The sequence below is a fragment of the Superficieibacter sp. HKU1 genome (genome assembly GCF_029319185.1).
Taxonomy (GTDB): domain Bacteria; phylum Pseudomonadota; class Gammaproteobacteria; order Enterobacterales; family Enterobacteriaceae; genus Superficieibacter.
Genome location: NZ_CP119754.1, coordinates 1,701,368 through 1,717,447 on the forward strand (window position 1 = coordinate 1,701,368; position 16,080 = coordinate 1,717,447).

The window sequence follows — 16,080 nt, forward strand, 5'->3', positions numbered from 1 at the left end:
TTAAAAAAATCCGCCCTCGGGCGGATTTTTGTTTTTACGGGTCAACTGGCTGGATTTCACTACCGGCTTTTTGTACTAAAAACGTCGGTGCCCAGATGGTTATAGTCCACTTTCTCCAGCCGGAAGTTAGTGATCCACGTCGGGCCGGCTTTCTGCGTTGAAATAAATTTGTAGCGATTTTTGATCTCTTCCGCGGTGATGCCTGTCCACTGCGAGAAAAAAGCAAGGAAGTCATTGGCAGAGCGGCGCGTTTTGATTATCCGATGGGTTTTGTCATCGCTGGACAGCACCATAAAGGGCACCTGAAAGTTCTGCTGGTATTTGTCATCATGGGCGAGGTACTGCACCTCCTTGCCGCGCTCTTTAAAGGCCAGCCCGTGATCGGAGAAATAGACCAGAGAAAAACTGTCGCCCGTGTTTTGCAACTGCGTATAAAGCTGACGTAATAAGTCGTCAGTTTGCGTCATGGTATAGAGATAGCACGAGGTCTCTTTGGACTGCACAAAGACGGTATATTTTCCCTTTGTACGATCGCAGGCCTGAGGATGCGACCCCATCAGATGCAGAACGATCAGCTGCGGCTGGCTGTGCTGAGTGGCAAATACCTGCGAAGTCATTTTCAGCAGCTCGGTATCCTGCGTATTTTTATCCGCTTCGAAATCACCACTCTTTAGAAACTGCGCTTCGTCAGCGCGTTTGGCGATGCTGGCGATTGCGGAGTCATACTCGCCGATTTGTCCCTGATTAGAAAACCACCATGTCTGGAAACCCGCGCGGTTTGCCAGCGTCACAAAATTATCCTGATACTGCGGTTTATTATCGACGACCCGGTTAAGCGTCAGGCCAAGCGATTTTTGCGTCGAGCCGCTGGCGGCAATATAGTCGGTAAACAGCGTGCCGTTCACTGAACTGGCAAACGGCGTATTATCCCAGTGTCCGCCAAATGCGCCCAGCGCATCACGGCGCGCGCTTTCACCAATAACCACGATGTAATAATGATATTTCGGTTTAACCGCCAGAACGTGCCAGGTATCTTTCACGCTCGCCAGCTGCGCCATTCTTGCCTGTTCTTCCAGTACTTCCTGATTGTTCACCACCACGTCTTTGACGAATCGCACGGCCGGATAGCCGGTGTCCTTTAATTTAAACACGCCGCCCCATGCCAGATTCTGCACCGGCTGAACAAAAAACGTTCCCACGCTAAACAGCAGGCACAGGGTGTCCATTTTTCCCCATGGCGGCTGAGTGACCGGTTTACGGCGCACGGCTATCACGCCGAGGGCAAAAATAAACAGCCCAATCACGTAGCTGTACCAGGGGAAAATGGTCAGGATTTCGCTGGACTCTTCCATGTTGGTCGAATGCATCGCCAGCAGGGTATTAAAGTTGGGAGAGCCATAGGCCTGGCCGAAGGGGTAATAGCTGGCCGCCAGCAGGGAATAAATGCCGACGATCGCTTTTTGCGTTTTCGGCGTTGTGCGCCATAGCAGATGCAGCACGCAGGTAAACGCCACGGCGTACAGCAGGCTAAAGGGGTAGCCGAGCGCAAGGTTAATCAATAACGATTGCAGAAAATAAAAACCAATCCACGGGCTTAACGCCTGGCGTCGGGAGGCAAGCGATTCTTTCAGGGTGTAATTCATATGCCACAGTCATAAAACGCCATGTGCTCACCCTGGCGTCAAGGGTCAAAACCTGCCGGTGAGTGCGTGAAGAGGGGAGAATGTCCGCATCTGCGAGCCGCAATAGTTGCAGGGCTGCAAGAAGATAAAGCGCCGTGAATATAAGGTCAACTAGCCATAAGAAATTGTTTTGCGAAGTGGATTGCAAATACGGAAGAAAAAAGGGGTTTTAACAACAAAACCGTCAGCGTAACGCTGAAAAATGACAAAAAGAGGAAGCGGCGTACCGCGACGCCGCGTTAGTGAGAGGATTTATCATCCTGGCGGGGTTTACCGTTGATCATGTCACACAGCATGTTCAACAGCATCAAGCGTACTTTAAAAGGAGAGTGACTAAACACACGTATACACCTCTGAAATTCATTCATATGGCCTCCTGACATTTTGACCCTTCATCCATGAAGAGTGACTGCATTACATACAGATATAGCATAGGCTATATTTTATAGCTATGGCTAAAAAGTTAATTTTTTGTACTCCCATCACAATCCTATACAATGAGCGTTCTTTACCTGATGCCCCGGGGGTATCGCATGAACGAGGAAGCACAATGAGTCGTCGCACGGGAAAACCAACAACAAAAAAAGTGACGCAATTGGTGAATGTTGAAGATCACGTAGAAGGCTTCCGCCAGGTGCGGGAGGCGCATCGTCGTGAGCTGATTGATGACTACGTTGAGTTAATTTCCGATCTTATCCGCGAAGTGGGCGAGGCGCGTCAGGTGGATATGGCCGCGCGTCTTGGCGTCTCACAACCCACCGTTGCCAAAATGCTCAAGCGACTGGCGAGCGTTGGACTGATTGAGCAAATCCCGTGGCGCGGCGTATTCCTGACGCCGGAAGGTGAAAAGCTGGCCGAAGAAAGCCGTCAGCGCCATCAGATCGTGGAAAACTTCCTGCTGGTGCTGGGGGTTAGCCCGGATACCGCGCGCCGCGACGCCGAAGGTATCGAACATCACGTCAGTGAAGAAACGCTGGAGAAATTCCGCCAGTTCAGCCAGAAATATGGAACGCCCGCTGAATGAATCTGCCGTTCCTGCACGCGCTGGCGCGCGATCGCTTCCTGCATCTGCTGATTATCATTGCCGTCATTCTCAGTCTCTTTGTGCCGTTTGCCCCTCAACGCTGGCCTGCCGCCGTTGACTGGCACACCATTATTACCCTCAGCGGACTCATGCTGCTGACCAAAGGGGTCGAACAGAGCGGCTGTTTTGACGTGCTGGGACGCAAAATGGCGCGCCGCTTTGTCACCGTGCGGCAGCTGGCGCTATTTATGGTGTGTGCGGCGGCGCTGCTTTCGACGTTTTTAACGAATGACGTGGCGTTGTTCATTGTCGTGCCGCTGACGTTGACGCTGAAAAAGTGGTGTGAAATCCCGGTAAACCGGCTGATCATCTTTGAAGCGCTGGCGGTTAATGCCGGCTCGCTGCTGACGCCCATTGGCAATCCGCAAAATATTCTGCTGTGGGGACGATCCGGCCTCTCGTTTCCGGCGTTTATCTGGCAAATGCTGCCGCTGGCGCTCAGCATGATGATCACCCTGCTGGTGCTGTGCTGGATTGTCTTTCCGTCTCAGGCCCTGCGATTTCGTAGCGGGGACAAATCACCGCAGTGGCAACGGCGTCTGGTCTGGAGCTGTCTGTTTTTTTATCTGCTGTTTCTCGCGGCGCTGGAGATAAAGCAGGAGTTATGGGGGCTGGGTATCCTGTTCATCGGTTTCCTGATCGTCGCCAGAGAGGTGGTGCTGAAGGTGGACTGGTCCCTGCTGCTGGTTTTCATCGCCATGTTTATTGATGTTCATCTCCTGACCCAGCTTCCTGTTTTGCATCATCTTCTGGAGCAGGTCGGCGGACTGTCGCCGCTTCAGCTCTGGCTGACGGCAATCGGCCTCTCGCAGGTCATCAGTAATGTCCCCTCAACGATTCTGTTGCTGAATTATGTGCCGCCTTCCACGCTGCTGGCCTGGGCGGTCAACGTCGGCGGATTTGGATTGCTCCCCGGATCGCTGGCGAATCTGATCGCGCTGCGCATGGCCGGCAACCGGCGTATCTGGTGGCGCTTTCATCTTTATTCTCTGCCGCTCCTGGTGTGGGCAGCGTTTGTGGGATACGAATTATTTCTTATCAGTTAGTGCTGATTTGTCAGTTTTTCCTGGAAAATGTATAGCAACCTCCTAACTTTAGTTATCAGGCCCCATTACGCCGTTAACTGACAGGACCGTTGCACACTTATGGCAGAACAAGACGAAAAACCTGAAAACCAGCAGGAAGACAAAAAAGCGGAAAACCAGCAGGAAGACAAAAAATCCGAAAATCAGGAAGATAATCAGAAGAAGGACCAGCGCAAGCGTCCGGGTAAAAAGCCACTCATTATTCTTGGCATTGTGGTGATCGTGATGATCATCGTGGCGCTGGTGTGGTGGTTGATGACTCGCAATCAGGAAACCACCGATGATGCGTTTACCGACGGCGACGCCGTTACTATCGCACCGAAAGTGGCAGGGTATGTAACCGAGCTGCGGGTAAAAGATAACCAGCGGGTGAAAAAGGGCGATCTGCTGGTGGTTATCGATCCGCGCGATGCGACGGCACAGCGTGACCAGGCGAAAGCGCAGCTGGGACTGGCCGAAGCGCAGCTGCATCAGGCCCAGGCGCAACTGGCGCTCTCTAAAGTTCAGTATCCGGCACAGCGCGATGAAGCGCGGGCGCAGGTGCTGAAGGCGCAGGCCGATCAGGCGAATGCCGAGGCGGCTTATCGTCGTCAGCGCGGTGTCGATCCGCGTGCGACCACCCAACAGAATATTGATTCGGCTAACGCGCAGCTGCGCAGCGCTCAGGCACAAATGGCCAGCGCCAAAGCGCAGCTTGAGGTTGCAGAGCAGGTCGAGTTGCAGATCCGCCAGCAGGAAACCAATGTTGAAGCGCGCGAGCGGCAGGTCGATCAGGCCCGCGCCCAGCTTGAAACGGCGGAGCTGAATCTCTCGTGGACCGAAGTTCGCGCGCCGTTTGACGGCTTTGTCACTAAGCGTAACGTGCAGAACGGCACGCTGGTGCAGGCGGGTACCGCCCTCTTTTCCCTGGTGTCTCCCGATATCTGGATTGTGGCAAACTTTAAAGAGTCGCAGCTGGAACGCCTGCGTCCGGGGAATAAAGTCAGCATCAAAGTGGACGCTTTCGGCGATATGGAACTCGAAGGTCACGTTGACAGTATCCAGCAGGGGAGTGGCTCAAAATTCGCTGCCTTCCCGTCGGAAAACGCCACCGGCAACTTCGTGAAAATCGTTCAGCGCGTGCCGGTCAAAATTGTTATCGACAAAGGGCTGGATGAAAATCATCCGCTGCCGCTTGGCCTCTCCGTGGAACCGAAGGTAACCCTGGAATGACCGACCAGAGCCATGAAAACTGGCGTCCGGCCAGTAATCCATGGGCGGTGGCGATGGTCGTCACGCTCGCGGTATTTATGGAGATCCTTGATACCACGATCGTGAACGTGGCGCTGCCGCACGTCGCCGGATCGCTGTCGGCCAGCTACGATGAATCCACCTGGGTGTTGACCAGTTATCTGGTGGCGAACGGCATCGTGCTCCCCATTTCCGCCTTCCTCAGCCGCGTTTTTGGCCGCAAACAGTTTTTCTTAATCTGTATTGTGATGTTTACCATCTGCTCCTTCCTGTGCGGGATCGCCACCGAGCTGTGGCAGATTATCCTGTTCCGCATTATGCAGGGCTTTTTCGGTGGCGGACTTCAGCCGACCCAGCAGTCGGTGCTGCTGGATTATTTTAAGCCGGAAGATCGCGGCAAGGCATTTGGCCTGTCGTCGATCGCGATTATTGTGGCCCCGGTGCTGGGCCCGACGCTCGGCGGCTGGATCACCGATAACTACTCCTGGCGCTGGGTGTTTTTCATTAACATTCCGGTCGGCATCGTAACCGTACTGGCGATTTATCAATTGCTGGAAGATCCGCCGTGGGAGCGTAAATCTGAAGAGAAATTAAGCATCGACTGGACCGGGATCGGCCTGATTGCCCTCGGGCTTGGCTGCCTGCAGGTGATGCTCGATCGCGGCGAGGATGAAGACTGGTTCTACTCAAACTTTATCTGCACCTTCGCGGTACTGACGCTTATCGGCATTGTCGGCGCGATATACTGGCTTCTCTACGCCCGTAAACCGGTGGTTGACCTGCGCTGTATGGCGGATAAAAACTTTGCCGTCTCCAGCCTGTTGATGGCCGGGATGGCGATGATCCTCTACGGTAGCTCGGTAGTGATCCCGCAGCTGGCGCAGCAGGATTTGGGCTATACGGCGACCTGGTCGGGGCTGGTACTTTCGCCTGGGGCAATATTAATTGTGCTGACCATTCCCCTGGTGCTTAAGCTGATGCCGGTGGTGCAAACCCGCTATATCATTGCGTTTGGTTTCTTTCTGCTGGGGGCCGCCTTCTTCTGGTCGCGAACGCTGACGCCGAATGTCGACTTTGAAACGCTGGTGCTGTTCCGTAGCGCGCAGTCGCTGGGGCTGGGCTTCCTGTTTGTGCCGCTGACCACCATCGCCTTTATCACCATTCCACGCCAGCTCAACGCCGACGCCTCGGCGCTGTTTACCATGTTCCGTAACGTGGCGGGGTCGGTTGGCATTTCGCTCTCCACCGCGGCGATCACCGAGCGGGCGCAGGCGCACAGCGCCCATCTGGCTTATCACACCAGTCCGTTCAACGAACAGTTCCAGCAGGAGATCCGCCAGTCGGCGCAGGCCATTCGTGATTTTACCGGGCTGGTGGGCGATCCAATCAGTCTCGCCACCGGACAGATGTACCAGACGATGATTGAGCAGTCGCGCATTCTGGCCTATATCGACGTCTTTACGATCCTTAGCGTGGTTGCGCTACTGTTGATCCCTTTTTGTCTACTGCTGTCACCGGTGAAGAGTGAAGGCAGCGCAGGAGCACATTAATATGCAAAGACGCAACATTTTCTCCCTGACCGTGATGGCGCTGATGGTGGCAGGGTGCAGCGTAGGACCCGACTACAAGACGGCGGTGCCGCAGACGCCAGCCCGCTGGAATGATGCGGGCAGCAGCGATGTCCCATCGCAAACCCGGCCCCAGGCGGTCGATCCGCGCTGGTGGACGACCTTTAACTCACCGCAACTGAATAGCCTGATTGAGCGGGCGATTGCGGGCAATCTGTCGCTACAACAGTCGGTACTGCGCATTGCCGGAGCGCGTGAGCAGTTGAATCAGGCCGGCGGCGCATTTATGCCTTCGGTTAACGGCAACTTACAGGCCACCCGGCAGCAGCTGGGGCTGAAAGGCGAGCTGGAATCGCATGATGTTTACGGCCAGCTCGATGATGTCGACCCGGAACTTCGTGGGGCGCTCGGTCCATTGACCCAGCCAATCAACCTTTATCAGGGCAGCTTTGACGCGCAGTGGGAGCTGGATTTATGGGGCAAAGTTCGCCGTCAGGTGGAAGCCGCAGATGCGCAACAGCAGGCGGTCATTGAGCAGCGTAACGACGCGCTGGTGTCGCTGGAGGCGGAAGTGGCCCGCGCGTGGCTGCAACTGCGCGGCGCGCAAAGCATTATCCATACCATGAACACGCAAATTGCCACCGCGCAGCAGACGCTGGAGCTAACCGAAAATCGTCAGCGCGGCGGGCTGTCGCCGCAGCTGGATGTGGAAAACGCCCGCGCCCAGTTAGGCAATCTCGAAGCGCAATTGCCGCAGTATCAGGCGCAGCAGCGTCAGGCGATGAACGCCCTTGCCGTATTACTGGGGAAAGCGCCCGGCACGCTGGATAACGAACTGCGGGGTGAACAGCCCCTGCCGCCGCTGCCGAATATCGTTAAAACCGGCATTCCGTCAACGCTGGCGCGTCGGCGTCCTGACGTGCGAGAGGCGGAGGCTAATCTGCATGCCGCCACCGCGCAAATCGGCGTTTCCGTCGCCCAGCTGTTCCCCAGCCTGACCTTAAGCGGCCAGTTTGGCATGCGAAATAGCGAGGCCGACTGGCTGACCGACTGGAGCAGCCATTTCTATAGCTTTGGCCCGCAGGTCTCCATCCCTATTTTCCAGGGCGGGCGTCTGGTCTCCAGCGTCAAACTGGCGCGCGCGCAGCAGGGAGCCAGCGTATTGCAGTATCGGCAGACGGTGCTCACCGCGCTGAACGATGTGGAAAACGCGCTGGTCAGCTATCGCAGCGATCAGCAGCAGGAGCAGGGACTGGATAAAACCATCGAAGCGCTACAGAACGCCTTTAATCTGGCCAGCGACAGCTATCGTCAGGGGCTGGCAACCTTTATTGATGTTCTGGATGCCCAGCGGCAGCTGGCGCAGGCGGAACAGCAGCGCGCGCAGGCGAAAGTGCAGAGCAGCCTTGACCTGGTCGCCCTGTATAAGGCGCTGGGCGGCGGCTGGGAACCTTACCAGACCGTGCGTCTGCCGGACTATTCCGTCTTCGGCGACGCGCCGCGCGGGTAATTTCAGAGGATTGGGCAAGAAAAGGACAGGAACGCCACATTCGCGATGGCCCCCTGACGGTTATAACTATGGGGTAGTCACGTTATCATCCTGAAAGGAGAGTCCTGTGCGATATCAAAAACTCGGCAATACCGGTCTGTTTGTTTCTGAGCTGTGCCTCGGCACCATGACCTTTGGCGGTGAAGAGGGGATGTGGGGGAAGATTGGTCAGTTACGTCAGGCTGAGGCGGAAAAACTGGTCGGCACCGCGCTGGAGGCGGGAATCAATTTTATTGATACGGCGAATGTATATTCAGAGGGCCGTTCGGAGGAGATCACCGGACAGGCGTTGAAAAACCTGAAAATCCCGCGTGAGGATGTGGTGGTGGCCACCAAAGTATTTGGCGAAACGGGGACTAAAGGCGTCAACTCGCGTGGCAGTTCGCGCTATCACATTATCAATAGCGTGAAGGACAGCCTGCGCCGCCTGCAACTCGATCATATCGATCTCTATCAACTGCACGGGTTTGACCCGGCGACGCCGATGGAAGAAACCCTGTACGCGCTGGATAACCTGGTGCAGCACGGCCACGTGCGCTATATCGGCGTATCGAACTGGGCCGCGTGGCAAATCACTAAAGCGCTGGGGATTTCCGAGCGCAAAGGGCTGGCGCGTTTCGCATCGCTTCAGGCGTATTACACCATCGCCGGGCGCGATCTGGAGCGTGAGCTGGTACCGATGATGCAAAGCGAAGGCGTCGGGCTGATGGTCTGGAGCCCGCTGGCAGGCGGCCTGTTAAGTGGTAAATACAGCCGCGACGGCGGGAGTGAAGCCGGTAGTCGCCGCCAGGAATTCGACTTCCCGCCGGTGGAGCGCGATCGCGCGTTTGATTGCGTGGATGTAATGCGTAATATCGCCGACAGTAAAGGCGTATCGGTGGCACAGATTGCTCTGGCGTGGCTGTTACATCAGCCGGTGGTCAGCAGCGTGATTATCGGGGCGAAGCGCCCTGAACAGCTGACCGATAACATTGCCGCCACGGCGATCCGCCTTAGTGACGAAGAGCTCAAACAACTCGACGCGGTCAGTGCGCTGCCGCGGGAATATCCCGGCTGGATGCTGGAGCGGCAGGGCGAATATCGCCGCAATCAGCTGAAGGGATAACGCGTTACGTTGTGGCCCGTGCCCGCGGCGCGTCGCTTGCGCGGACCTACATTTCTGGTAATACGCTGATTCCAGAGGACTCGTAGGCCGGATAAGCGCAGCGCCATCCGGCAAATCATCACCGGAGCAGGCATTATTCCTTTCACCATCACCGCCCGGCTTTCGCCGGGCTTTTTTTTTGCCGATCGCCACGATCTTTTCGAATCCGCTCACACTTTCACCTATTACTTTTTGCCAGCCTGAGCGTAATGGGTATATGACTAGTCATATAAAGTAAATGACTTTACATATGAAACGAAGGAGCCAGTAAATGACAAAAAAACTACCCGACGGATTCTTATGGGGTAACTCAGTCTCCAGTATGCAGACGGAAGGTGCCTGGAATGAAGGCGGAAAAGGGAAGTCGGTTTACGATATTCGCGAGGCCAGCGAGTTTGCCTCTGACTGGAAAGTGGCGACGGACTCTTACCACCGCTACCGGGAAGATTTTGACCATATGCAAAATCTGGGTATGAACTGCTACCGTTTCCAGATTGCATGGAGCCGGGTATGCCCGCAGGGCGACGGCGAGTTTAATGAAGAGGGCATTGCCTTTTACGATCGCTTTATCAATGACTTGATTGCTCGCGGTATAGAGCCGATGGTTTGCCTGTATCATTTTGATATGCCGCTGGCGCTGGCTGAAAAGTACAACGGTTTCACCGATCGCCGGGTGATGGAGGCCTTTGTTCGTTACGGCAAGCAGATGATCGACCGCTTCGGCGACCGGGTGAAATACTGGCTGTCGTTCAATGAGCAGAATATCTTCCATATGCCCGAAGCATTTAAGGTCGCGGGATATCTGCAGGGCGATCAAACGCTACGTGAGCTGTATCTAATTCAGCACCATACCATGATGGCCCATGTATACCTGACCCGGTACCTGCATGAAACCCGGCCCGGAAAACTGTTTGGCGGCATGCTGGCACATCAGCTGGTTTACCCGGCGACCTGCAAACCGCGGGATATCTTTTGCGCTCAACAGTACGATGAATTCCTGAATCAAAATCTGCTGCGGGTCTACGCGGGGGAAGGGTACAGCCCGGAAGTGCTGGCGGTGGTGAAACGTGAAGGGTTCGAAGATATCTATCGTGAAGACGATCTTGCCCTGCTTCCGACGGTTAAAAACGATTTTATGGCCTTCAGCTACTACGCCAGCCGAACGCTGGACAGCGATGCCATTCCGGAAAACACACCGGTGAACTATTACCTGCTGCATGGTGATAAGCCTAACCCGTGGCTGAAAGCCACCGAATGGAACTGGCAAATCGATCCGCTGGGTTTTCGCACCATCATCACCCGCTATTACAACGACTGGCGTCTGCCGGTTTTCCCTATTGAAAATGGTATCGGCGTGATTGAGTCCTGGGACGGCGTCAACATGATTGAGGATGACTACCGCATCGACTATCACCGTGAGCATATCAACGCCATGAAGGCGGCCATTTTTGAAGATGGCGCGCAGGTTATTGGCTATCTCGGCTGGGGCCTGATCGATATCCTGAGCTCGCAGGGCGATATGCGTAAACGCTACGGCGTGGTGTACGTTAACCGTGAAAACCATGACTTAAAAGATCTGAAAAGGGTACCGAAGAAAAGCTACGCATGGTTACAACAGGTGATCCACAGTAACGGCGAAAAAATGTAGTTCACCGCCAAACCGGGTTTGTACTGATGACAGGTTGCAGGCGCCTGCAACCTGTATTGTCCAGGGAATAAAAGAAAGGGTTCTGCTATGACTGGTACAAATATGCAGTCTTTTACCGATCGCTTCGTCGATATTTCCGCACGTATTGCCGGGCAGGTGCATTTACGCTCGCTACGGGATGCTTTCGCCGCCATCATGCCGATTTTTATTCTGGCCGGACTGGCGGTACTGGTGAATAACGTGGTGTTTCCGTGGGTGATGGAAGGGGAGACCTTAACTAAATTCAAACTCTGGGGTGACGCGATTATCAACGGGACGTTGAATATTGCTGCCCTGCTGATTGCCCCAATGATCGCCTGGTCGCTGGCGCGCAATAAACATATCGACAGCCCGGTTTCGGCAGTGATCATTGCGATATGCAGTTTTATTATTATGATGCCGATGCAGGTAGAACTGATTCCGCAAGGTGCGAAGACCACGGTGAGTATTACCCAGGTATTAACCTTCGCCAATATTGGCACTACCGGGATTTTTGCCGGGGTGATTATCGGCCTGCTGTCGACTGAGATTTTCATTCGTATTTCGCGCCTTGAGCGGCTAAAAATTTCGTTGGGTGAGAATGTCCCCCCGGCAGTCAGCCAGTCGTTTTCCTCGTTAATTCCCACTATTCTCACGCTGTCGCTGTTTGCTTTGTTTGCCGCGCTGCTGGCTAACCTGCTGCATACCGATCTCATTCATTTAATCACCACTCTGATCCAGCAACCGCTGCGCCTGATTAACACCAGCCTGCCGGGGACGCTTTTTATCTACAGCTTCGGTAACTTCTTATTTACGCTGGGGATTCATCAGGCGGTGGTCAACAGCGTGATCCTTGAGCCGTTCCTGCTGATCAACACCAATGAGAACATGCTGGCGTTTGCTAACGGGCAGCCTATCCCACATATCATCAACAATATTTTTGTCCCGACCTTCGGCATGATTGGCGGCACCGGCAGTACGTTCTCGTTACTGATTGCCATTTTTATTTTCTCGCGGCAGAAAGCGGCGAAGCAGGTTGCCCGTCTGGCCATCACGCCGGGGCTGTTTAATATCAACGAGCCGGTCATTTTCGGCTTGCCGATTGTGTTTAACATTCCGCTGATGATCCCCTTTGTCCTGCTGCCTGCTATCGGCATCTTTTTTGCCTGGGTGTGCACGTCGCTGGGGTTGATATCGCGCTGCGTGGTCATGATCCCGTGGACTACGCCGCCTGTGCTCAGCGCCTGGCTTGCCACCGCGGGCGACTGGCGCGCCGTGGTGGTGCAATTGATCATCATTGTCTTTGGTGTATTCTTCTACCTGCCGTTCCTCAAAATCGCCGAGAGAGTGGCGCAAAAAAATAGCGAAATAGCGTAAATAAAAAGGAAGGGTGATGGCAGCGAAGTATGTGTTGATCGCGCGGGAAATCAGGCAGCGTATTCTGAGTAAGCAGTATCCCGCCAGCGAGCCGTTGCCCGATCAGTTTGCGCTGGCGGCCGAGTTCAGTACCAGCCGGATGACCATCCAGCAGGCGATGCGCCAGTTGATCATTGAGGGGCTGGTCTATACCCGCCAGGGGCAGGGTACGTTTATCCGCAAGAATTTCCATCAGTTTTCCCAATGGGATCTGGCCGGGAGCGACTATTTCGGCGCGACGCAAACCTGGAAGGATAAAGGCACGGTCAGCAGCGAAGTTGTTCGCTTTGAACTGCGTTTTCCCGACGAGAATGAGCAAACCTCGTTGCTCATTGGCGCCGATGCGCCGGTATATGACTTTATCCGCCTGCGCCTGCTCAATGGGGAACCCATGTCGCTGGATGCCACCATTATGCCGGTGAGCCTGGTGCCGGGGCTGAATAAATCCCATCTGGAAAGTTCGGTTTTTCGCTACATTCAGCACACGCTGGGGCTGAAAATCATGGGATCGTATCGGGTGGTGCGGGCGTTAAAGCCGAATGCGCTTGATATGCAGTATCTGAACTGTCAGGAGACGGATCCGGTGATGGAAGTTGAGCAGGTGATTTATCTGGAGGATGGTACGCCGCTGGAGTACGCCCACTGCCACTATCGCTACGATCACAGCGGGATTGTGATTGTGAACAATGGTTAAAAATTTGCCCGGCGCGCGATGCGGCCGGGCATTTCGAGCTTAGTTCAGACGAACCGGCATACCGGAACGGTTCTGGATCGCCTGATCCAGTACGGTCTGATCGACATCGGCCTGGTCGGTGACTTTTTTCACTGCTTTAGTCAGCGTGACCGGGACTTCTTCGTCACCACTAAATTGCGCTTCCGTCGTGGAAAGCGGGTTATGAACCTCGACATAGCGGCTGCCATCCGGCTCGGTGGTAGATTTCACCGGCTCATCAATAAACTGTACGCGCGTCCCTACCGGCACGTTCTGGAACAGGAATTTGATGTCGTCGTTACGCAGACGCACGCAGCCGTGGCTCACGCGCAGGCCAACGCCGAAGTTAGCATTGGTGCCGTGAATGGCGTACAGACGGCCAATATACAGGGCATACAGGCCCATCGGGTTATCCGGACCTGCCGGAACAACTGCCGGAAGTGGCTGGCCCGCTGCGGCGTATTCAGCATGCATTTTTGCCGTTGGCGTCCAGGTCGGACCCGCTTTCTTACGCTCAACCTTGGTGGTCCAGGCAATCGGCGTATCTTTACCTAACTGACCGATACCGATAGGCAGCACGATCACGGTGTTGGTGCCTTTCGGGTAGTAGTACAGACGCATTTCGGCGCTGTTGATAACAATCCCTTCATGCACGGTATCCGGCAGGATCAGCTGTTGAGGGATATTCAGCACGGTGCCGCCCTTCGGCAGATAGGTATCCACGCCCGGGTTAGCCTCCAGCATATTGGACAGGCCCATTTGATACTCGGCCGCGAAGTACTCCAGCGGCTGCTTGTTATCATCCGGGATCTGAATCACCTGGTTTTCACCGATCAGACGGCTGCCATCGGTTGGCAGAGGATACGTAACGGCGGAAGCCGTTTTGCAAAAGCCCACGACAGCCAGCGCCGCCGCAAAAAGGGTCGTTAGTTTCATATTCATGTTATGCAAGATACCAGTGCCACAGGCTGTTGATGTAAAGTCCACTATCATTTGGAGCGCATTATAGGTGCATTCCGGTTTAGTGGGAAATAGATGTGTGCAAAATCACACTTTTTTCCGCTGACTACATTTTAGACGTAATTGCAGGGGACTGATTTTAATTCAGAATGTTGGCATAAACCCGGATTCTAACGTAACACTAACGGCGGGCGCATTTCAGCAGGTGAAAAACCTGCGCTAAAGTGGCATAATTAGCGGTTTGTCACACTTTTTTCAGGAAATACCCGTGTTAGTTTCCAGCAACGTCACCATGCAGTTCGGCAGTAAGCCGCTTTTTGAAAATATTTCCGTCAAATTCGGCGGCGGCAACCGTTACGGCCTGATTGGCGCGAACGGTAGCGGTAAATCCACCTTTATGAAAATCCTCGGCGGCGACTTAGAGCCGACGCTGGGTAACGTGTCTCTCGATCCGAACGAGCGCATTGGTAAGCTGCGTCAGGATCAGTTCGCCTTTGAAGAGTATTCCGTGCTTGATACGGTCATCATGGGCCACGGCGAACTGTGGGAAGTGAAGCAGGAGCGCGATCGTATCTACAGCCTCGCAGAGATGAGCGAAGAAGACGGCTATAAAGTGGCCGATCTCGAAGTGCTGTATGGCGAGATGGACGGTTATTCTGCTGAGTCGCGCGCCGGTGAGCTGCTGCTCGGCGTGGGTATTCCGGTAGAACAGCACTACGGCCCGATGAGCGAAATCGCTCCCGGCTGGAAGCTGCGCGTGCTGCTGGCGCAGGCGCTGTTCTCCAACCCCGATATCCTGCTGCTTGATGAACCGACCAACAACCTGGACATCGATACTATTCGCTGGCTGGAGCAGGTGCTTAACGAACGCAACAGCACCATGATTATCATCTCGCACGACCGTCACTTCCTTAATATGGTCTGCACCCATATGGCAGATCTGGATTACGGTGAGCTGCGCGTGTATCCGGGCAACTACGACGAATACATGACGGCGGCAACCCAGGCGCGCGAACGTCTGCTGGCGGACAACGCCAAGAAAAAAGCGCAGATTGCCGACCTGCAATCCTTCGTCAGCCGCTTTAGTGCTAACGCCTCCAAGTCTCGTCAGGCCACCTCGCGTGCCCGTCAGATTGATAAAATTAAACTTGATGAAGTAAAAGCCTCCAGCCGTCAGAACCCGTTCATTCGCTTCGAGCAGGATAAAAAGCTGTTCCGTAACGCGCTTGTGGTGGAGAAGTTGACCAAAGGCTTTGATAACGGTCCGCTGTTTAAAGACGTTAATCTGCTGCTGGAAGTGGGCGAAAAACTGGCGGTCCTCGGTACCAACGGCGTGGGTAAATCCACGCTGCTGAAAACGCTGGTGGGTGAGCTGGAAGCCAACAGCGGCACGGTAAAATGGTCTGAAAACGCCCGTATTGGCTACTATGCCCAGGATCATGCAGAGGATTTTGCCAACGATCTGACCGTATTCGAGTGGATGAGCCAGTGGAAACAGGAAGGCGATGATGAGCAGGTCGTACGTAGCTTCCTCGGTCGTCTGCTGTTCAGCCAGGACGATATCAAAAAGCCTGCTAAAGTGCTTTCTGGTGGAGAGAAGGGGCGTATGCTGTTCGGCAAGCTGATGATGCAGAAGCCGAATATCCTGGTGATGGATGAACCGACCAACCACCTGGACATGGAATCGATCGAATCGCTGAACATGGCGCTGGAAATGTACGAGGGCACCCTGATTTTCGTTTCTCATGACCGTGAGTTCGTCAGCTCGCTGGCGACCCGCGTACTGGAAATCACCCCGCAGCGCGTGGTGGACTTCAGCGGCAACTACGAAGATTACCTGCGCAGCCAGGGTATTGAGTAAGTGTCATCGCGGGCTTTCAGGCATCTGAAGGCCCGTAAAAGAGTGACAAACGTTATACCGTGGAGTGATGCCTGGCGGCGCTTCGCTTGCACAGGCCTGTGGTTTACAGCTAAACGGTTGATA

13 protein-coding genes are annotated in these 16,080 nt (G+C 54.6%); 10 read left to right on the forward strand and 3 right to left on the reverse strand.

Annotated features, from left to right (window positions below):
• Nucleotides 1–59 precede the first annotated feature (59 nt).
• Together P0H77_RS08180 and mntS are read right to left on the reverse strand one after the other, a co-directional pair.
• Nucleotides 60–1,643: a phosphoethanolamine transferase gene (locus P0H77_RS08180; protein WP_276164381.1), complete on the reverse strand. Its 1,584-nt coding sequence runs from the start codon at nucleotides 1,641–1,643 to the stop codon at nucleotides 60–62.
• A gap of 278 nt (nucleotides 1,644–1,921) precedes the next feature.
• On the reverse strand, nucleotides 1,922–2,050 hold the full coding sequence (gene mntS / locus P0H77_RS08185) for a manganase accumulation protein MntS (protein ID WP_276164382.1): 129 nt from the start codon (nucleotides 2,048–2,050) through the stop codon (nucleotides 1,922–1,924).
• Between the two features lie 182 nt (nucleotides 2,051–2,232).
• Here mntS and mntR point away from each other — a divergent pair, with 182 nt between their 5' ends.
• The 9 genes from mntR to P0H77_RS08230 all read left to right on the forward strand — a co-directional run bounded on the left by mntR (nucleotide 2,233) and on the right by P0H77_RS08230 (nucleotide 13,118).
• Nucleotides 2,233–2,706, forward strand: a complete 474-nt coding sequence (mntR, locus tag P0H77_RS08190; protein WP_276164383.1) for a manganese-binding transcriptional regulator MntR — start codon at nucleotides 2,233–2,235, stop codon at nucleotides 2,704–2,706.
• Entirely contained in the window at nucleotides 2,703–3,812 is a 1,110-nt protein-coding gene (locus P0H77_RS08195; RefSeq protein WP_276164384.1) for an anion transporter, read from the forward strand. Before mntR ends, P0H77_RS08195 begins: the two co-directional genes overlap by 4 nt.
• Nucleotides 3,813–3,911: 99 nt before the next feature.
• Nucleotides 3,912–5,063 carry an HlyD family secretion protein gene (locus P0H77_RS08200; RefSeq protein WP_276164385.1) on the forward strand — a complete coding sequence of 384 codons (1,152 nt, stop codon included), beginning with the start codon at nucleotides 3,912–3,914 and terminating at the stop codon, nucleotides 5,061–5,063.
• Nucleotides 5,060–6,631, forward strand: a complete 1,572-nt coding sequence (locus tag P0H77_RS08205; RefSeq protein ID WP_276164386.1) for a DHA2 family efflux MFS transporter permease subunit — start codon at nucleotides 5,060–5,062, stop codon at nucleotides 6,629–6,631. Before P0H77_RS08200 ends, P0H77_RS08205 begins: the two co-directional genes overlap by 4 nt.
• Nucleotide 6,632: 1 nt before the next feature.
• Nucleotides 6,633–8,159 (forward strand): efflux transporter outer membrane subunit, encoded by a 1,527-nt coding sequence (locus tag P0H77_RS08210; RefSeq protein ID WP_276164387.1) that lies wholly within the window; start codon nucleotides 6,633–6,635, stop codon nucleotides 8,157–8,159.
• Between the two features lie 106 nt (nucleotides 8,160–8,265).
• Entirely contained in the window at nucleotides 8,266–9,303 is a 1,038-nt protein-coding gene (locus tag P0H77_RS08215) for an aldo/keto reductase (RefSeq protein WP_276164388.1), read from the forward strand.
• Nucleotides 9,304–9,613: 310 nt separating this feature from the next.
• Nucleotides 9,614–10,990 (forward strand): glycoside hydrolase family 1 protein, encoded by a 1,377-nt coding sequence (locus P0H77_RS08220; protein WP_276164389.1) that lies wholly within the window; start codon nucleotides 9,614–9,616, stop codon nucleotides 10,988–10,990.
• Nucleotides 10,991–11,077: 87 nt separating this feature from the next.
• On the forward strand, nucleotides 11,078–12,385 hold the full coding sequence (locus P0H77_RS08225) for a PTS transporter subunit EIIC (RefSeq protein ID WP_276164390.1): 1,308 nt from the start codon (nucleotides 11,078–11,080) through the stop codon (nucleotides 12,383–12,385).
• A gap of 16 nt (nucleotides 12,386–12,401) precedes the next feature.
• Nucleotides 12,402–13,118: a GntR family transcriptional regulator gene (locus P0H77_RS08230; protein ID WP_276164391.1), complete on the forward strand. Its 717-nt coding sequence runs from the start codon at nucleotides 12,402–12,404 to the stop codon at nucleotides 13,116–13,118.
• Between the two features lie 39 nt (nucleotides 13,119–13,157).
• Here P0H77_RS08230 and ldtB read toward each other — a convergent pair whose 3' ends face one another.
• Nucleotides 13,158–14,078 (reverse strand): L,D-transpeptidase, encoded by a 921-nt coding sequence (gene ldtB / locus P0H77_RS08235; RefSeq protein ID WP_276164392.1) that lies wholly within the window; start codon nucleotides 14,076–14,078, stop codon nucleotides 13,158–13,160.
• A 286-nt stretch (nucleotides 14,079–14,364) separates the two neighbouring features.
• Here ldtB and P0H77_RS08240 point away from each other — a divergent pair, with 286 nt between their 5' ends.
• On the forward strand, nucleotides 14,365–15,957 hold the full coding sequence (locus P0H77_RS08240) for an ABC-F family ATPase (RefSeq protein WP_276164393.1): 1,593 nt from the start codon (nucleotides 14,365–14,367) through the stop codon (nucleotides 15,955–15,957).
• Nucleotides 15,958–16,080 lie beyond the last annotated feature (123 nt).